The organism is Acinetobacter sp. SFD (assembly GCF_001647575.1).
GTDB classification, from domain to species: domain Bacteria; phylum Pseudomonadota; class Gammaproteobacteria; order Pseudomonadales; family Moraxellaceae; genus Acinetobacter; species Acinetobacter pecorum.
In genome coordinates this window covers 262,647-279,668 of record NZ_LSZJ01000012.1, presented here as the reverse complement: position 1 = coordinate 279,668, position 17,022 = coordinate 262,647, and the positions used below count along the sequence as shown (strand labels likewise).

Genomic DNA, 17,022 nt, shown 5'->3' with positions numbered 1-17,022 from the left:
TCCTATTAAACGACAATGCTTTTAAATGGCTTAATTCTGATATGCAGCGGACTAAACGGTTTCCCATAGGGGCACATCTTATGGTCAAACATTTCGGCTATACCCATCACGGGATTTATGCCGGACGTGGTCGTGTCATTCATTATTCCGGTTTTGCGCATTTATTCAAAAAACGCCCTATTGAAATCACCTCGATTGAAAATTTCAGTCAGGGTAAACCAATTCACATACAGCATTATGATTCGGCAAAATATAAAGGTCGTAAAGTGGTACGTCGCATGCGTTCCAGAATGCATGAAAATAACTATCATCTGATTATTAATAATTGCGAGCATTTGTGCACTTGGGCCATTACCGGCGTGGAAAGTAGTCCGCAAGTAATTTACATGATGAATCGCCTGACTACGATTGGCTATATCAGCTCAATGATGAGTTTTATGAACAGCATGTTCCTGACCCTGACCACCACCAGTTTCGCATTGGCACTGTACATCAAGAAGAAACTCAGAGATAAAGCCAAGCAGCGTTTGCAACAATATCGTGAATTGCAAGATCAGGCTAAAACCAAGGTGTCAGACCTGACTAATTTTAAACATCGTTAATTCAACACCTAGTCTACCGATAAATAATGAGCAGGAAAGGTTGAAGCCGTGTTTACATTTTGAAGATATAGATAGCAAATCAGGTTAAATAGCCTTTTCTGGCTTGAATCGCCTCAGGTAGTGCTTTACCTAAAGAGCTTAGGGTTTCCCGCTCTACCAGTCGTACAATTGAATCTAGCGGCAGATCGTTGTCCTGCAAGCCAAAGGGTTCTTCCAGCTCCGCACTGAGCTCATCCAGCCCGAGCAGCATATAAGCAATCAATCCGACCAGAATCGGCGTCCACAGGCCTAAATTCGCCTGCAAACTGAAAGGCAAGATAAAGCAAAAAGAATAAACCGCACGATGCAACAACACCGAATAAGAAAATGGCAATGGGGTTGACAAAATCCGGTCACAACCGGCCTGAATATCTCCCAAGGCCACAGTATGCTGATTCAGGTTGTTATAAATAATATCGCTGATCTTGCCCTGCTGATACTGTTGTACCAGCTGTTTTTGCATCTGCTCCAGCACCCATTGTGAGGGATTGATTTGCATGGGCAATTGCTCGAATGATTCGGGTTCAAAGCTGGCAGTGGCCTGATAAGCCTGAATGCTGGATATTTGCTGTCTCAATCGGTCCCGTAATAGATGGGTAAACAGCATCATGCGGTACAATAAGATTTCACGGGTTTGATCGTCCAGAACGTGGCTGTCACGGCATAAATGACGCGTGGTTGCAATCAGCGCACCCCAAAGCTTGCGTCCTTCCCACCATCGATCATAGCAGGCCGTATTTCTAAAACTTAAAAAAATCGAGAGAATGACACCAAAAATCGTAAAGCCAATTGCCGGGACAGCAGGAAGGCTGACGAAATGCGCCTGACTCAAATACACCAGCAAGGCAGAAATAAAGACCACCAAAACCAATGCGGGCAGCACCTTGGGCAGAATCGTTCCCTGCCAGGCAAACAGTAAACCTAAACTATTATTCTTATCACGCACAATCATGGAATGTTCCCTGCTGTATTAAAAAAGCCCAACCAGAGTTGGGCTTTTTACATTTTGACTTAAACCAGCTTATTTGCCCGGTTTAAAGCTGTCCTTAAGATCAAGGATACGGTTAAATACCGGTTTTTCGCTGGAATGATCATATTGATCCGCCACAAAATAGCCTTCACGCTCAAACTGGAAACGATCTTCCGGCTGAGCTTGCGACAAAGCAGGCTCAATCACGGCTTGAACCACCTTCAATGATTCAGGGTTGAGGTTTTCCAGAAAGTCATCGCCCACTTCAGGATCAGACTCCGTAAACAGACGATCGTAAATACGCACTTCGGCAGGAATACCCTTAGTCGCAGATACCCAGTGAATCACGCCTTTCACCTTACGACCTTCAGGATTTTTACCTAAAGTTTCAGGATCAATCGAACATTTCAGCTCAACCACTTCACCATTTTCATCTTTAATGACTTCATCGCATTTGATGACATAGGCATGACGTAAACGGACTTCACCGCCTGGAATCAGACGTTTAAAGCCTTTTGGTGGCTCTTCTTCAAAGTCTTTACGGTCAATAAACAGCTCGGTCGTCAGTGGAATAACACGCTCACCCATATCGACATTCGGATGACGTGAATGGGTCAGGTCCATGTCAGCTGGCAAATTGGTTAAAGTCACTTTGAGTGGATTTAACACGGCCATACCACGCGCGGCGGTATTTTCCAGAGACTGGCGAATACAGTATTCCAGCATGGCTACATCGACGATACTGCCATCAACCTTCGATACACCGACGCGCTGACAGAAATCACGCAGACCTTCAGGGGTGAAACCACGACGACGCATACCGACTACAGTTGGCATACGTGGGTCATCCCAACCCTGAACAAAGCCACCTTCAACCAGTTTACGCAGTTTACGCTTTGAGGTGATGGTGTAATCCACGTTCAAACGGCTAGATTCGTACTGACGTGGCACTGACGGTGATTTAACTTTTGCTATCACCCAATCATAGAACGGACGATGATCTTGGAATTCCAAGGTGCACAGTGAATGCGTAACGCCTTCAATCGCATCAGATAATGGATGCGCATAGTCATACATTGGATAAATTTTCCATTTATCGCCAGTCTGATGATGTTCAGAATGCAAAATACGATACAGAATCGGATCACGCATATGTACGTTTGGTGACGTCATATCGATCTTGGCACGTAGAACCGCCTGACCTTCCGCGTATTCACCGCAACGCATTTTTTCAAAACGTTCTAGGTTTTCCGCAACAGTTGCATCACGTTGTGGCGAGTTTTTACCCGGCTCAACAAAGTTACCACGGTTTAAACGGATCTCTTCTGGACTTTGCAAATCAACATAGGCATCACCCTGCTCAATCAGCTGAACTGCCCAGGTATAAAGTTGATCAAAATAGCTTGATGCATAACGCGGCTCACCTTCCCACTGGAAGCCTAGCCATTTCACGTCATTGGCAATACCATCAACATATTCCTGTTCTTCGGCATCCGGATTGGTATCATCAAAACGCAGGTTACAAACACCTTTAAATTCTTCAGCAATTCCGAAGTTCAAGCAAATTGCTTTCACATGGCCAATATGTAAATAGCCATTCGGCTCAGGCGGAAAACGCGTCACTACCTGTTGAACGCGACCAGCAGCTAAATCATCGGTAATGACCTGACGTACAAAATCCAAGCCTGGTTGTTGCTCTTGCTGCTGCACTGAATCGACTGCACTGTTATTTTGGGTCGGGTTCTCGGGCAGAGATGTCACAACATCATTTGGCTTCATGATCAATCATTCACTTCTAAAGTTAAAAAGGGATTAACAAATATTTAATCGTACAATTTGTACGTATATTCATTAACAAAGTTCCTTAGTTTAACTATAGGTGATTAATCTCTCAACCGCTAACTCGGGTATTTGATTTCAATTCACTCATTTTAAAAAGTGAAAATACGGCAACCTGTCTATAACCAAACTATCCAGGCGTTAAAAGATTAGAAAATGTTTTAATCCATGCTTGTCAGAAATATTACGCCATGTCTGTCAGTATTTGAAATGCCTTGATAAATCAACGTATAAATAAGGTATTATTTTTATGCTTTTAACAAAGAAAATAATGTTTTTACTTGCCTTGTCGAACGCAGTTTGCTTATGCTTCACTCATTCAGAAAAAACCATGGCACTTGTCCATGATCAGGAGATTACACAATGAGTTTTCCTCAAGTCGAATTAAACACCAATAAAGGTCGTATTGTTCTAGAACTCAATACTGAAAAAGCACCTAAAACCGTAGCTAACTTTTTAGAATACGTACGTGACGGTTTTTATGACGGCGTAATTTTCCACCGTGTTATTGATGGTTTCATGATCCAGGGTGGCGGCATGGATGAAAACTTCAAGGAAAAAGCAACACGTGATGCAATCGAAAACGAAGCAGACAATGGCTTGACCAATGACGAAGGTACGATTGCAATGGCGCGTACTCAGGCTCCGCACTCTGCTTCTGCCCAGTTCTTCATTAACGTGAAAAACAACTCATTCCTGAACCACACTGGCAAAACTGCTCAAGGTTGGGGCTATGCCGTATTTGGTAAAGTTGTTGAAGGTATGGATGTTGTAAATGAAATCAAAAACGTGCGTACTGGTAACCGTGGCTATCACGCTGACGTTCCTCTAGAAAATGTCGTGATCGAATCTGCAAAAATCATTTCTGAATAAGTTTAAATCCTCCCTGAGTAGCACTGCTACGCAAGTCCTTTAATAAAGGAGGGAATCACCTTTTATCAAAATAAGGTTTTCCTCCCTTTTTCAAAGGGAGATCAGGAGGGATTAAATTAAAGAAGGAAAAGATTCGTGACCTATCTGTTTATCTCAGATTTACATTTGTCACCTGATCACCCTCGACTTGTTCGGGGGTTTTTAGATTTATTAACTGAATATCAAGATCGAAACACCCACCTGTATATTCTGGGTGACTGGTTCAATGCTTGGATTGGCGATGACTATACCTCTCCATGGCTGGACGAGATTGTCATTGCATTAAAACAGTTTACTCAAGCAGGCAATCAGGTTTATTTTCTGGTAGGTAATCGGGACTTTGCCTTAGGTCAGGATTTTTTGGATCAATTTTCTGGACAACTTTTGCCAGAGATTACCCATTTTAATATTGGCTCGACCCGATATCGCATTGAACATGGCGATGCTCTGTGTACCGACGATGTATCCTATCAACGGTTTAGAAAAATAATTCGTCATCCTTGGGTTTTAGGCATATTACGCAAAATGCCGCTCAGCTTTCGTGCCAGACTGGCCAGCGGCTTTCGTAAAAAAAGCCATGAAGCACAGCAATTAAAAAGCTATGAGGTGATGGATGTCAATGCATCTGCCGTAGAAGCCGTCTTCAAACAAGCTGATGTGCTGATTCACGGTCATACACATCGGGCTGCCATTCATCAAACAGCTAATAAAAAGCGCATTGTACTGGGTGACTGGAAACAGGAATATGCTGAAATTCTGGAAATCCAGCCAGACCAAAATTTTAATACGCTGAAACTAAAAAAGTGGCGATATTAATCAGCCACTTTTTTTAAGATATAGATTTGCTTAACACAAACGGTAAAGCTGGTTCACACCGGTATAAAAGCTTTTACCATCAAGATTAAACAGGATTTCCTCACCAGTTTGCAGTTGGATCATTTTTCCAACTTCTACCCAGATAAAACCATCCAGAGTGCTCTGTTTACGCTTTAAAGGAACTAATTTAACGTTAATTTCACCACCATTTACGGCAGTGGCGACATGCCATTCATTTAATATATTCAAAATATTTACTCATAATATGAGCTTTTTGTGACAGTACAAAGAGATTAATAAAACCAAATTTGTATAATAATTCTGTAGTTACTAGATGTTATTCAAGCTTAAATGCTTGAACCAAAAGTGAATCACAATCAGCTAAAATAATAAAAGCGAGAACTATACTCGCTCGAAGTTTTGCCACTATACCCTTTATTTCTTAGGAAAGCAAACATACATTGTCATTACAAATAACGATTTGAATTATGCTTTAAACCCTTATTTTGTAAATCTTATTTTATGAGTTAGACATAACCCGATCTTAAATAGTTCATAATAAATATCATCGACAGTCAGCTTAGCACTAAGAATAGAAAGTTCCATTCTGCTGTTTTTTGATAATTCACAATAAAAACAACACTATTTAAAACTGCGAAAAAAGATATGAATTATGAAACACGCTTTCTGTACTTATTGATGTCTTTGCTGGCACTTATTCTCTCAAATGCTTTGCTGTTCTTGTAAAAACTGTTCCGCTCCCTGAAGATTCATTAGGATTTTCTTATATTTGAATGAATAGCTTTCTTAGACAGTTTTTGATTAAAAATAAATCAAAACCTAAGTAAGCTATTCATTCAGAAGTTCTTATTGATTAATAGCCGCCAGTCAGGTGAATTACATTGATATCCTTTCTATATTTTCCTAGCAGATCACGTAAAGAATTCATCAAAACGCTGGTATCCACGCCCACAGCGACAAACTCAGTACCAAGCTCGAGATATTTCTGAGTCACTTCATGCTGGGTCGACAAAATCCCTGCGGCCTTGCCGGCAGCACGAATACGTTGAATGGCATCTACTACTGCTTTTTGCACTTCAGGATGATTTGGATCACCTTGATAGCCCATGGTCGCAGACAAGTCTACCGCACCAATAAATACCCCATCAATCCCGTCAAGCTGAAGAATAGCATCCAGATTTTCCAGCCCTGTCACTGATTCAATCTGAATTAATAGACAGATTTCCTCATGAGCCCTTTGATAATAATCCGGAATACTGTTCCAGCGGGTAGCACGTGCCAGCGCAGCGCCTACACCACGAATCCCTTCAGGCGGATAACGAACTGCCTTTACCATAAGCTCGGCCTGTTCCACAGTTTCCACCATCGGAATCAACAGCGTTTGTGCTCCGATATCAAGGAGCTGCTTAATCAGTTGTACGCTGCCAATGGGCGGCCGTACTACGGCTTGCGAGGGATAAGCAGCAATACTTTGCAGTTGTGACAAGGTCGTTCTCAGATCACTGGGTGCATGCTCACCATCAATCAACAACCAGTCGTAGCCTGCATTGGCTGCAATCTCGGTACCATAGGCATCGGCCAGTCCAATCCATAAGCCGATTTGCTGCTGGGTTTTAAGTTTGTGTTTAAAATAATTGGTCACTTGCATCCGCTAACCTATTTGCATGTTGCTGCCGATGCCTCTTATTAAACGCTTCTTGCTTAAAAGTGCCAATAGACAAAAAATAGTTTTTAATCTGATTTAGCTCTAAGTTTGGCTGACACACAGTTCAAGATCATGTCAGAATTGGCTTTGCTAGATGCTGTTTTATTGTAATAATCTGGGGAATAGGAAAGTGTATATAGTTAAAATCCCTACCCGCTGCTTATTTGAAAAGATTGGAGTCCATTGATGGATTTACTCAAGATCGCGCAAAATCGCTACACCACTAAAGCCTATGATCCTAGCAAAAAAATCCCCCCAGCCCAGTTTGATCGCCTGTTAGAAATTTTGCGTCTTACCCCCTCTTCGATCAATATTCAGCCTTGGCATTTTTTTATTGCGGATCATGATGCTGCCAAAAAGCGCATTGCAAAAGCCCTGGTCGGCACTTATGCCTACAATGCACCCAAAGTTCTGGATTCTTCACATACCATTTTATTCTGCACCAAAGCAGATATTAATGAGCAACATTTAGACAACTTATTAAACCGTGATGATCTTAGCGGCCGTTTTAAAGATGAATCTGCCAAGGAAGGCCAGAAAAATACCCGCGCAGGCTATATACATTACTATCGTAATGAAAAAGGAGATATTCAGCGCTGGGCGGAAAACCAGACCTTTATTGCACTCGGTCAGATGCTGTTGGCTGCCGGAATTGAAGGTATCGATGCCACACCGATTGGCGGTTTTGATGAAGAGATTATCAGTGAAGAACTACAACTTGCAGAACAGGGTTTGATCCCTTCCGTATTGTTGACTTTAGGCTATCGCAGTGAAAATGACTTCAATGCCAAGCTACCTAAATCACGCCTACCTGCCGAAGATATTTTCACCAAACTGTAATTAAATTATGTTATAAAAGGGGCCAAGTGCCCCTTTGCATATCAATTCGGGCCTATTTTTTGCTTTATTCTCCAAATATCTAACTAGAATAACAATTAGAGGTATCCATGTCTGTTATAGCTTCCCGCTCCTTAAAATTCGAATGCAAACATTGCGATAAAATCTATTTACACCATTATGCGCATTCCCAGTATCGTTATCCGCATTGTCCCGACTGCAAACAGGCCGGCTTGCTGCTGGGACGGGCAGAAAAACAAGACCTGCTGCGTTATCCGCTTGAATTTGCCTCTTCCTATGTTAGACAGACATTGCATAAGCTAGGCAAATCACACTGATCACGCCTAGGATTAATCCTACCGTGCTTGCAGGTTTGAGGCGCTCCTTAAAGATCAGCAACCCTGCAATTACACCAAAAATGACTACCAGAATATTCATGCCGGCAAACACGATTGCCGGTGTATCTTTAAGCAGCATATGTGCCTTGACATAAAAGGCGATGTTGGCGAAGTTCAGTACGCCCAGTAGCAGGCCTAAGCCGATGTCCTTGCCGGACCCCAGATGATGATATTTGAGTAGTAGATACAGCATCGATAGAATCATGGCGCATACAAACATCAGATTAAGCGCTACGGCAAATTGCAAACCCAGGCTGGTCGTATATTTCAACAATACATCAATCAGTGCATAACCCACCCAGACCAAGCCCAAATATAACATTCCCTGCCTGCCCTGCCCGCTACTTTGGCGGTGTGAAAGCAGAATGCACAGTACTGCACTGATCCCCAAGGCAATACCCAGTATTTTTAGCTGATTGAACTGTTCCTGAAAAATAAAATAGGCTGCCGCCAGAGATAAAACCACCGAGAGTCGCTGGGCAATTTCTGTTTTTAAAATTCCCGCTGTCTGTAAAGCCTGAGCCAGAAACAGGAATACGCTAGGAAGCAAAATACCCAAAGCTAAAATGAGTAACCATGGTGTCTGAGTCATTGAAATATGCTGAATATCAGGCTTGAACCAGACAAAACATAAGAGACTAGCTGAGGCATAGTTCCAGCTAATCAAGTGAATCGGGCTCAAACCCTTGTTCCTGGCGACTTTTAATAATATTGAGACTACAACACTACATAATGCTGCAATAAAAATCAGTTCCATACGCTGCTCTTATTTTTTCATCTTTATTTATCCATAAAAAAGCCCACATTTGCTGTGGGCCCTTCTTATAAATCATTCATCAGGAATTATTTATAACGTTCAACCATTTTCTCTAGAGAAATCGGGCGAATCTTGTCTGCATTACCTGCAGTACCAAAAGCTTCATAACGATCAATACAGATTTGCTTCATTGCATCAACCGTTGCACTGAAGAATTTACGTGGATCGAATTCGCTTGGTTTTTCAGCCATCATACGGCGCATTGCACCTGTAGACGCCAAACGTAAGTCAGTGTCGATATTAATTTTACGCACACCGTGCTTGATCGCTTCAACCAGCTGCTCAACAGGTACACCATATGTTTCCTTGATGTCACCGCCATACTGGTTAATCACTGCCAGCCATTCTTGTGGCACAGAGCTTGAACCGTGCATAACCAAATGCGTATTTGGCAGAGCTGCATGAATTTCTTTGATGCGGTCAATCGCAAGAATATCGCCTGTAGGTGGACGAGTAAACTTGTAGGCACCATGAGAAGTACCGACTGCAATTGCTAATGCATCAACATTGGTATCTGCAACGAATTGACGCGCTTCTTCAACAGAAGTCAGAAGCTGAGAATGGTCAAGTACGCCTTCAGCGCCTACGCCATCTTCTTCGCCTGCCATTCCTGTTTCCAGGCTACCCAGACAGCCGATTTCACCTTCTACTGAAACGCCACATGCATGTGCCATTTGTACAGTACGGCGAGTAACGTCGACGTTGTATTCGTATGAAGTTGGCGTTTTACCATCCTCACCCAGTGAGCCGTCCATCATGACCGAAGTAAAGCCCAACTGGATAGAACGCTGACAAATGTCAGGGCTCGTACCGTGATCCTGATGCATTACCACTGGAATATGTGGCCATTCTTCAATTGCAGCCAAAATCAGGTGACGCAAGAATGGTGCACCTGCATATTTGCGAGCACCCGCAGACGCCTGTACGATTACAGGTGAATTGGTTGCATCTGCTGCGAGCATGATTGCGCGCATTTGTTCTAAGTTGTTTACGTTAAACGCTGGTACGCCGTATGCATGTTCGCCGGCGTGATCCAAGAGCTGGCGCATCGAAATAAGAGCCATAATATCCTCCCAGGTAATGGGCCATATTCTACATGTTCAACTATTTCAATACAGCCAAAAAATACAATATTTTATAAAAAATCCCTGCTTTTGCAGGGATTTTTACTTGCGTACTCTCACTTAGTGTGTAACAGGCTCAGAAGCTGCGGTTCCAGATTCATCTGGTGTAGCTGCATCTGCCGACGCATTAGCAATTTCAGGCGGGACATCCATATTTTTTTCATCCAGAACCGGCTTATCAATGGCATTAATTGCTGCCTGGTGTTCTGGGCTTACGGTTTCTGCAGCAACAGGTGCTGAACCTTCTACTTCAGATTCTGGGGCACTTTCCTGTTTCGCACATGCGGTTAAGGCCAAAGATGCTGCCAGTAATGCAGCTAAAGTGAGTTGCTGTTTCATCAGGAGATCTCGTTCTGTTGACTCATGGTCTGCATCATATGACAGGTTTATTGCATTTTAATGACCAAATGATGAACGGATTCAGAATCTCTGGTCTATAAAAATAAAAAAAGCTGGCATCATGCCAGCTTTTTAAATCAGACCCTACACTTAAGCACGTTCCAATAGCACTGCAACTGCAGGAAGTGTTTTACCTTCAACAAACTCAAGGAATGCACCACCACCCGTCGAGATATAGCCAATCTTGTCAGCCACTCCATACTTGTCAATCGCAGCCAGAGTGTCACCACCACCTGCGATCGAGAAACCTTCTGATTCAGCAATTGCTAAAGATAAGGTTTTAGTACCTTCACCGAATTGATCTACTTCAAATACGCCTACCGGACCATTCCAAAGAATCGTCTTAGATGTTTTCAGGATTTCTGCAAATGCTTTCGCAGTTTCCGGACCAACGTCTAGAATCATGTCGTTATCAGCAACATCTGCAACATTTTTCACCGTTGCTTTGGCTGTAGCCAATGAACCCAAGAAATCTTCAAAGTTGATTTCAGAGGCATCTGCAACCACAACGTCAGTAGGAAGCGGAACTGATACTTTTGCAGCAATGGCTTTTGCTGTATCGATCAGGTCTTTTTCACACAATGATTTACCTACGTTATAACCCGCTGCAGCAAGGAATGTATTGGCAATACCACCACCCACAATCAATTGATCACAGATATCAGACAGTGAAGTCAAAACGTCCAGTTTGGTTGAAACTTTAGAACCTGCAACAATCGCTACCATTGGTTTTTCTGGAGTTTTCAGTGCACGGCCAAGCGCATCCAGTTCAGCTGCCAATAAAGGACCTGCTGCTGCAACTTTTGCTAAACGCGCTACACCTTCAGTAGATGCTTCTGCACGGTGCGCTGTACCAAAGGCATCCATTACAAATACGTCGCAAAGTGCTGCATATTTTGCTGCAAGCTCAGGGTTATTTTTCTTTTCACCCACATTAAAACGACAGTTCTCAAGCAGAACGACCTGACCTGGCTGAACATCAACGCCATCTAAATAGTCAGTGAACAGTTTCACGTCCTGACCCAAAGCTTCAGTCAGGTAAGCCGCTACAGGAGCAAGTGACTGTTCAGCCTTAGGTTCACCTTCAACCGGACGACCCAGATGAGAATACACCATTACTGCAGCGCCTTTTTCTAGTGCTGCTTTAATCGTTGGCAATGCTGCACGAAGACGCGCATCGCTGGTGATCACACCATTTTTAACAGGAACGTTTAAATCTTCACGGATCAGAACACGTTTACCTGCTAAATCGAGGTCAGTCATACGCTGAAAGTTCATGTAGAGCTCACTTTATAGATATTAAAACCAGCCGATTTTAAATGATTATGCAGAAAAAGGTTAGCATCTTTTGCAGAAATCATTATGAATGCCAAAGTTTTGTTATGATAGAAAAAAGCCTCTTTTAGATTCAGTCCCTATGTCGATACATCCTGATCCAAATCTTAACCGTTTGAACGTGTTAGGTGAGCCTTTGTCCAGCTGTTGCTTCGATCCGATTACCGGGTATTTCCGCAATGGCTTTTGCCATACTGCAACCACTGATCTGGGGCAACATACGGTATGTGCGCAGATGACGTCGGAATTTCTGAATTTTTCCCAAAAAGTGGGCAATGATCTGATTACACCTTTGCCAGAGCTGGACTTCCCCGGCCTGCAGCCTGGCGATTTCTGGTGTATCTGCGTGACGCGCTGGGTCGAAGCCTATGAAGCCGGTCAGGCACCACCGATCAAGCTGCAAGCCTGTCACAAAGCTGTTCTGGCCTATGTACCGTTAAATATTCTTGAGGAATATGCTGTCTAATGAATTCTGTACAGATTATCTTGGCATCCTCCAGCCAAACCCGTAAAGAGTTGATGGATCGTTTGCATATTGATTATATTTCCGTAGTTCCGGATATTGATGAGTCTCCTCGCGGGGAAAATCATGCAGATGATCTGGCACAACGACTGGCTTTCGAGAAAGCCAGATATATTGCTGAACAGAATCCAGAAGCGATTGTGATCGGCTCGGATCAGGTGGCATGGCGTGAAGGTGCACCAGATATTTTTATCGGTAAACCGTTAACGACTGAAAAAGCTATTCGCCAGCTACAAGCCAACTCAGACAAGATTGTATATTTCAGTACGGCGCTCAGTGTGCAGCAGCTATCGACCGGTTTTGAACAAAGTCTGGTTGAACACTATAAAGTCAAGTTTCGTAAACTGTCTCAGGCCGAAATCGAGCGCTATATCGAAATTGAACAGCCGTTACATTGTGCAGGCAGTTTCAAATGTGAAAGCCTCGGCATCAGCTTGTTTGAAGAAATGATCGGACAAGATCAGACCACGCTCATGGGCATGCCAATGATCAAGCTCTGTCATATTCTTCGTGAATTAAAAATTTTGGTTCCTTAATCTCCCCTTTAAATTCAGGCTGTAACCTATGTCTCAACCTTTAGACGTATTAGGCGGTATGACCGCTGAACAATTCCTTAGCGAATACTGGCAAAAGAAACCTTTACTGGTGCGTAATGCGATGCCTGAAATCGTCAGTTTGCTTGAACCCAATGATGTGATGGAACTTGCGCTTGAAGAACATGTCACTGCCCGTCTCATCAAGCAGAAAGATCGTGATCCGAATCAGTGGAGCGTGAAATCTTCGCCTTTACTCAAAGCAGATTTCCAGAAGATGCCCAAGCTCTGGACACTTTTGGTTCAGGCTGTAGATCACTATTCATTTGACCTGTCGGCACTTTGGAAAAAATTCCCATTTATTCCACAATGGCGTCGCGATGACATTATGGTGTCTTATGCACCGCAAGGCGGTTCAGTCGGTAAACATTTCGACTTCTATGATGTATTTCTGGTACAAGGCTATGGCCACCGTCGCTGGCAGCTTGGGCAAATGTGTGATGCCGAAACTCCATTCGTTCCGGGTCAACCACTCAAACTGTTACCAGAAATGGAAGTTAATTTTGATGAAGTGTTAGCACCTGGCGACTTGCTCTATGTTCCACCTGGGCTTTCACACTACGGCGTAGCTAAAGATGACTGCCTGACTTATTCTTTCGGTTTCCGTATGCCGAATGTCAGTGAAATGATGGATCGCGTCGGCGACAAGTTTGCCGAAAATGAAGCTTTACGCAATCCTCTAACTGACATCATTCGTGATCAAATCAGTGCTGCCGGTGAAGTCACAGGCAATGAGCTTGAATATCTGAAAGACAAAATCATGGAGCAGCTGCATAACTCCAATGTACTTGAAGATGCCATTATGAGCCTGATGTCTGAACCCAAATACCCAGAAAACCTTCCGGAAGCTGAGGAAATTGGTACGGGCGACCTGGAAGAGGCATTGGATCAAGGTTATAGCATTATGCTCGAGCCTGCATCACGCCTGCTTTATACTGAAGAAGATGGTGAAGTAATGTTCTGGGGCAATGGTGAAGGTTTATGTGTCTCAGAGACATTTGCAGAAAAACTCAAGCTGATCGCCAATGGCGAGTCTGTGATGCTTGATCTGGACTTTACTGATGAAGATATGCTGGAAGATCTGGCAGATCTGCTCAATGAATCAATTCTCATGCTGGTTCCACCTGCTGAAGAAGAATAAAAGACAAAAAAGAGGATCATTTGATCCTCTTTTTATTTATCGCTTAGGAAATTCTTTATTAAAAAATTACGAAAATTAAGAGCCATACTGACGTTTTAGATAATCCACAATATCTTTCGATTCAAACATTTTTACATGGGTATTCGGGTCGACCAGATAAGGTACCTGAATATTATTTCCCATCACTTCTAAGACATGTTCACGCTTACCGCCCGGCAATGGTTCATATTTACCCGGTTTTAGTCGCAGTTTTGCCAGACCCTGATCCTGCCAGCGCTCTTTCGCTACATTATGGTAGATATAGGGAATTTCTAGCTCAGACAATACCCCACGGACAATACGGGTATATGGACTGGCTTCAAAGCCCCATAGTTCAAGAAGCTGTGCAGGTGCAGGTTTATCTTTCTTTAAGGGTTTCGCCATACCACCGCGCAGGCCGTTCACCATTGTACCGGCAATGGCGGCAACTGGCACTTTTGGATAATTTGCATATTTGGCTGGGGTTTTACCGGTTTTGCCATAATGCTTAAACAGGTGGTGAATAATATCCTGAGATTCGTACAGCTTATCTCCCGTGTTTTCATCCACTAAAAATGGGAACTGAAGTTTACCGCCCTGCTGTTTTACTTCAGGACGAAAGCGTTTACCACCTCGTGGACATGGATACACTTCGTAATCGAGGTTCAGTAAAGTCATCACTTCACGCACACGGCGACAGAATGGTGAGCCTTCGTATTCATAAAGCTTTAGCGGCTTTTCAGGCTGGTTTGGAAACGGGGTTCCAGTCGTTCCTCGACCGCCTTCCAGAAATGCAGATGCCAATGCCTGTGCTACTTTGATCTGATGACCTAACATATCGTCTATCCTCTTTATTATTTTAAAGCCGTGAAAGCTGCAATCTAAACTGCCGAACTTTCACGTTATAGCTGATTTTTGTATGTTTTCAATAAACAGGATTAGTCCACCAGTTTTTCTTTAGACAAAACGATACCATTATTGTCTGCATAGACGTATTCACCTGATTGAAAGGTAACGCCACCGAAGTACAGTGGTATATCAACTTCGCCAATGCCTTTACGGTTGCTCTTTTGCGGAATCGCAGCTAAGGCATGCACACCAAGATCAAGTCCAGCGATTGCATCGACATCACGCACACAACCATAAATAATTACACCATTCCAATGATTTTTTACGGCTGACTCTGCAATCAGGTCACCCATCAAGGCGCAGCGCATTGATGCACCACCATCTACCACCAGTACCTTGCCGGTTCCATTTGTGGCTAACAACTCTTTCACGCGTGAATTATCTTCAAAACATTTTACTGTCACAATCTGACCGCCAAAAGTTTTTCGAGCTCCATAACTCTTAAAAAATTTACCGTCCAGACAAGGTGTAACTACTTGAAGCTCTAGCTCAGGATGGTCATCTAACAAGTCACAGGTAACAAATGCTGCTGTAGACACGGTGTTTTCCCCTCATTTCATTTTTTGTATACGTAAATTATCATAAATTTCAAATTTTACCGTCTGGGTCAGCGCAGCCTCGACCATAGTATGAGCGACCTGTTCAGCCGTCACTGGCTTGTAAACAAAATTGTCAGGAATAAAACGCGATACTTTATGGTAAACCTGCTGCGCGATATCTTCTAGAAAACGCTGTTCTGGACGTTCACCAATAAGCAATGAAGGCCGAATCAGACTGATTTTATCCAGGGTCAATGTTTGCACATAATCCTCCAGTTCGCCTTTAACCCGGTTATAGTAAAAATGTGATTGCGAATTGGCGCCCATCGCACTCAGCAGCAGGTAATGCGCTGAAGTCTGTTGCAATAGCTCTGCAAAGTGTGCGTTTATCGTATAGTCAATACTATAAAATGCCTGTTTGGATCCGGCTTTTTTCATGGTACTACCCAGACAGCTAAAGCCATGGCTATGCTGGCTGACATCCTGATCATTCAGCATCAGGAAATCTTCTAATACCAGTTGTTGAACTTTATCCAGAGCATCCAGATCTTTTTGATATTTTCTGACCACTGCAGTAATCTGCTGGCAAGTGGGTTCTTCCTGCAAACGTTTTATTAGTTGTTTCCCTACCAATCCGGTGGCACCTATAACAACGGGATGAGTCAGTGATTTAGTCATTTTTTATACGATCTCCTAGGTGGAATACTAATCTAACGTTTTCTTTAGAATTTTTCTGCATCTAAAATGTTGTCAAAGCATGTCAAGACTTGACTTCGGTGCTTAGTTTAATCAGAATATGGCACTTGTTTACGGGCTGGTGATAATTCCTCTGATGTTGGTTTTCAGTTGAGTTTCAGCCCGCCCAGACCAATCAATTTCAAGGAGTGCACGAGTGGCAAACTCTGCTCAAGCTAAAAAACGTGCTCGTCAAAACGTTAAAGCACGCAAACACAACGCAAGCTTGCGTTCTATGGTTCGTACCTATCTTAAACGTACATTAGCTGCTATCAGCACTAATGACTATGCTGTTGCTACTGAAGCGTACAAAACGCTTGTTCCAGTAATCGACCGCATGGCTGACAAAGGCATCATCCATAAAAACAAAGCAGCTCGTCACAAGAGCCGCTTGAACGCGCAAGTTAAAGCACTAGCTTCTAACTAATCGCAAATAAGAAAAGCCCTTTTTAGGGCTTTTTTTGTATCTGAAATTTAGAAAATTTAAAGAAAAAAAATATCAATCTTCATATCATACCGCCTGGCTGATGTATTTAACCTGCCAATACCATGCTGAGATTAGATAACTATTTAATAAATTCAAAACCAAGTCATATTTCTATTTTCAAGTTCTTTTAACTTATCGATCTTTATCCATAGAGGATGGCGAAGTCGTTTTGTCCTGTTTCGAATTGTCAGTGTCCCGTTTTTGACATGCGGTTAAACCCAAAATCGCGATCAGGCTTAAAACTGTAATAATTTTCATAATTT

The 17,022-nt window shown here is 42.9% G+C and carries 21 protein-coding genes; 9 read left to right on the top strand and 12 right to left on the bottom strand.

Annotated features, from left to right (window positions below; translation table 11 throughout):
* Positions 1-41 precede the first annotated feature (41 nt).
* Entirely contained in the window at positions 42-602 is a 561-nt protein-coding gene (locus AY605_RS08995) for a lecithin retinol acyltransferase family protein (protein WP_064096068.1), read from the top strand.
* Between the two features lie 79 nt (positions 603-681).
* Here the strand turns inward: AY605_RS08995 and AY605_RS08990 are convergent, their stop codons facing one another.
* Both AY605_RS08990 and AY605_RS08985 read right to left on the bottom strand, forming a co-directional pair.
* Positions 682-1,593: a bestrophin family protein gene (locus AY605_RS08990; RefSeq protein WP_064096067.1), complete on the bottom strand. Its 912-nt coding sequence runs from the start codon at positions 1,591-1,593 to the stop codon at positions 682-684.
* A 69-nt stretch (positions 1,594-1,662) separates the two neighbouring features.
* On the bottom strand, positions 1,663-3,390 hold the full coding sequence (locus AY605_RS08985; protein WP_064096066.1) for a glutamine--tRNA ligase/YqeY domain fusion protein: 1,728 nt from the start codon (positions 3,388-3,390) through the stop codon (positions 1,663-1,665).
* Between the two features lie 423 nt (positions 3,391-3,813).
* Between AY605_RS08985 and AY605_RS08980 the strand changes: the two genes are divergently transcribed.
* Positions 3,814-4,323, top strand: coding sequence for a peptidylprolyl isomerase (locus AY605_RS08980; protein ID WP_064096065.1), 510 nt, complete (start codon positions 3,814-3,816; stop codon positions 4,321-4,323).
* A 135-nt stretch (positions 4,324-4,458) separates the two neighbouring features.
* Positions 4,459-5,178, top strand: coding sequence for a UDP-2,3-diacylglucosamine diphosphatase (locus AY605_RS08975; RefSeq protein ID WP_064096064.1), 720 nt, complete (start codon positions 4,459-4,461; stop codon positions 5,176-5,178).
* Between the two features lie 30 nt (positions 5,179-5,208).
* On the opposite strand, the gene AY605_RS08970 is transcribed toward AY605_RS08975, so the two are convergent.
* Both AY605_RS08970 and hpaI read right to left on the bottom strand, forming a co-directional pair.
* A complete protein-coding gene (locus tag AY605_RS08970; protein ID WP_171254949.1) occupies positions 5,209-5,430 on the bottom strand; it encodes a transposase in 222 nt (73 codons plus the stop codon).
* A 622-nt stretch (positions 5,431-6,052) separates the two neighbouring features.
* Entirely contained in the window at positions 6,053-6,847 is a 795-nt protein-coding gene (hpaI, locus tag AY605_RS08965; RefSeq protein WP_064096062.1) for a 4-hydroxy-2-oxoheptanedioate aldolase, read from the bottom strand.
* A 243-nt stretch (positions 6,848-7,090) separates the two neighbouring features.
* Here hpaI and nfsB point away from each other — a divergent pair, with 243 nt between their 5' ends.
* Together nfsB and AY605_RS14925 are read left to right on the top strand one after the other, a co-directional pair.
* Complete coding sequence (gene nfsB, locus AY605_RS08960; RefSeq protein ID WP_064096061.1) at positions 7,091-7,744, top strand: oxygen-insensitive NAD(P)H nitroreductase; 654 nt, start codon at positions 7,091-7,093, stop codon at positions 7,742-7,744.
* A gap of 107 nt (positions 7,745-7,851) precedes the next feature.
* Complete coding sequence (locus tag AY605_RS14925; RefSeq protein WP_081406359.1) at positions 7,852-8,079, top strand: hypothetical protein; 228 nt, start codon at positions 7,852-7,854, stop codon at positions 8,077-8,079.
* On the opposite strand, the gene AY605_RS08955 is transcribed toward AY605_RS14925, so the two are convergent.
* The 4 genes from AY605_RS08955 to AY605_RS08940 form a co-directional block, all read right to left on the bottom strand.
* Entirely contained in the window at positions 8,042-8,896 is an 855-nt protein-coding gene (locus tag AY605_RS08955; RefSeq protein WP_064096060.1) for a DMT family transporter, read from the bottom strand. The two genes, AY605_RS14925 and AY605_RS08955, sit on opposite strands and share 38 nt — an antisense overlap.
* Before the next feature lie 86 nt (positions 8,897-8,982).
* Complete coding sequence (fba, locus tag AY605_RS08950) at positions 8,983-10,020, bottom strand: class II fructose-bisphosphate aldolase (protein WP_064096059.1); 1,038 nt, start codon at positions 10,018-10,020, stop codon at positions 8,983-8,985.
* Between the two features lie 120 nt (positions 10,021-10,140).
* On the bottom strand, positions 10,141-10,419 hold the full coding sequence (locus AY605_RS08945; protein WP_064096058.1) for a hypothetical protein: 279 nt from the start codon (positions 10,417-10,419) through the stop codon (positions 10,141-10,143).
* 150 nt (positions 10,420-10,569) lie between these two features.
* The gene (locus AY605_RS08940; protein ID WP_064096057.1) at positions 10,570-11,757 is read right to left on the bottom strand and encodes a phosphoglycerate kinase; all 1,188 of its coding nucleotides are present in this window, start codon (positions 11,755-11,757) and stop codon (positions 10,570-10,572) included.
* 139 nt (positions 11,758-11,896) lie between these two features.
* Between AY605_RS08940 and AY605_RS08935 the strand changes: the two genes are divergently transcribed.
* The 3 genes from AY605_RS08935 to AY605_RS08925 are packed head-to-tail and all read left to right on the top strand — an operon-like array spanning position 11,897 to position 14,071.
* The gene (locus AY605_RS08935; protein ID WP_004279857.1) at positions 11,897-12,280 is read left to right on the top strand and encodes a DUF2237 family protein; all 384 of its coding nucleotides are present in this window, start codon (positions 11,897-11,899) and stop codon (positions 12,278-12,280) included.
* Complete coding sequence (locus AY605_RS08930; RefSeq protein WP_064096056.1) at positions 12,280-12,873, top strand: Maf family protein; 594 nt, start codon at positions 12,280-12,282, stop codon at positions 12,871-12,873. Before AY605_RS08935 ends, AY605_RS08930 begins: the two co-directional genes overlap by 1 nt.
* Before the next feature lie 28 nt (positions 12,874-12,901).
* Complete coding sequence (locus AY605_RS08925; protein ID WP_064096055.1) at positions 12,902-14,071, top strand: cupin domain-containing protein; 1,170 nt, start codon at positions 12,902-12,904, stop codon at positions 14,069-14,071.
* Positions 14,072-14,146: 75 nt separating this feature from the next.
* Here AY605_RS08925 and AY605_RS08920 read toward each other — a convergent pair whose 3' ends face one another.
* From AY605_RS08920 to AY605_RS08910, 3 genes are all read right to left on the bottom strand, one after another.
* Complete coding sequence (locus tag AY605_RS08920; RefSeq protein ID WP_064096054.1) at positions 14,147-14,926, bottom strand: glutathione S-transferase N-terminal domain-containing protein; 780 nt, start codon at positions 14,924-14,926, stop codon at positions 14,147-14,149.
* Positions 14,927-15,027: 101 nt separating this feature from the next.
* Positions 15,028-15,537 carry a ribonuclease E activity regulator RraA gene (gene rraA, locus AY605_RS08915; protein WP_064096053.1) on the bottom strand — a complete coding sequence of 170 codons (510 nt, stop codon included), beginning with the start codon at positions 15,535-15,537 and terminating at the stop codon, positions 15,028-15,030.
* A gap of 12 nt (positions 15,538-15,549) precedes the next feature.
* Entirely contained in the window at positions 15,550-16,215 is a 666-nt protein-coding gene (locus AY605_RS08910; protein WP_064096052.1) for an NAD(P)H-binding protein, read from the bottom strand.
* A 214-nt stretch (positions 16,216-16,429) separates the two neighbouring features.
* Here AY605_RS08910 and rpsT point away from each other — a divergent pair, with 214 nt between their 5' ends.
* Positions 16,430-16,699: a 30S ribosomal protein S20 gene (rpsT, locus tag AY605_RS08905; RefSeq protein ID WP_005096723.1), complete on the top strand. Its 270-nt coding sequence runs from the start codon at positions 16,430-16,432 to the stop codon at positions 16,697-16,699.
* Positions 16,700-16,891: 192 nt separating this feature from the next.
* On the opposite strand, the gene AY605_RS15330 is transcribed toward rpsT, so the two are convergent.
* A complete protein-coding gene (locus tag AY605_RS15330; protein WP_257220449.1) occupies positions 16,892-17,017 on the bottom strand; it encodes a hypothetical protein in 126 nt (41 codons plus the stop codon).
* Between the last annotated feature and the right edge of the window lie 5 nt (positions 17,018-17,022).

Excerpts from the sequence above, each read along its gene's own strand:
- AY605_RS08995 (WP_064096068.1), top strand. The coding sequence starts at position 42 with ATGCAGCGGACTAAACGGTTTCCCATAGGGGCACATCTTATGGTCAAA.
- AY605_RS08990 (WP_064096067.1), bottom strand. The coding sequence starts at position 1,593 with ATGATTGTGCGTGATAAGAATAATAGTTTAGGTTTACTGTTTGCCTGG.
- AY605_RS08985 (WP_064096066.1), bottom strand. The coding sequence starts at position 3,390 with ATGAAGCCAAATGATGTTGTGACATCTCTGCCCGAGAACCCGACCCAA.
- AY605_RS08980 (WP_064096065.1), top strand. The coding sequence starts at position 3,814 with ATGAGTTTTCCTCAAGTCGAATTAAACACCAATAAAGGTCGTATTGTT.
- hpaI (WP_064096062.1), bottom strand. The coding sequence starts at position 6,847 with ATGCAAGTGACCAATTATTTTAAACACAAACTTAAAACCCAGCAGCAA.
- nfsB (WP_064096061.1), top strand. The coding sequence starts at position 7,091 with ATGGATTTACTCAAGATCGCGCAAAATCGCTACACCACTAAAGCCTAT.
- AY605_RS14925 (WP_081406359.1), top strand. The coding sequence starts at position 7,852 with ATGTCTGTTATAGCTTCCCGCTCCTTAAAATTCGAATGCAAACATTGC.
- AY605_RS08955 (WP_064096060.1), bottom strand. The coding sequence starts at position 8,896 with ATGGAACTGATTTTTATTGCAGCATTATGTAGTGTTGTAGTCTCAATA.
- fba (WP_064096059.1), bottom strand. The coding sequence starts at position 10,020 with ATGGCTCTTATTTCGATGCGCCAGCTCTTGGATCACGCCGGCGAACAT.
- AY605_RS08945 (WP_064096058.1), bottom strand. The coding sequence starts at position 10,419 with ATGAAACAGCAACTCACTTTAGCTGCATTACTGGCAGCATCTTTGGCC.
- AY605_RS08940 (WP_064096057.1), bottom strand. The coding sequence starts at position 11,757 with ATGAACTTTCAGCGTATGACTGACCTCGATTTAGCAGGTAAACGTGTT.
- AY605_RS08935 (WP_004279857.1), top strand. The coding sequence starts at position 11,897 with ATGTCGATACATCCTGATCCAAATCTTAACCGTTTGAACGTGTTAGGT.
- AY605_RS08930 (WP_064096056.1), top strand. The coding sequence starts at position 12,280 with ATGAATTCTGTACAGATTATCTTGGCATCCTCCAGCCAAACCCGTAAA.
- AY605_RS08925 (WP_064096055.1), top strand. The coding sequence starts at position 12,902 with ATGTCTCAACCTTTAGACGTATTAGGCGGTATGACCGCTGAACAATTC.
- AY605_RS08920 (WP_064096054.1), bottom strand. The coding sequence starts at position 14,926 with ATGTTAGGTCATCAGATCAAAGTAGCACAGGCATTGGCATCTGCATTT.
- AY605_RS08910 (WP_064096052.1), bottom strand. The coding sequence starts at position 16,215 with ATGACTAAATCACTGACTCATCCCGTTGTTATAGGTGCCACCGGATTG.
- AY605_RS15330 (WP_257220449.1), bottom strand. The coding sequence starts at position 17,017 with ATGAAAATTATTACAGTTTTAAGCCTGATCGCGATTTTGGGTTTAACC.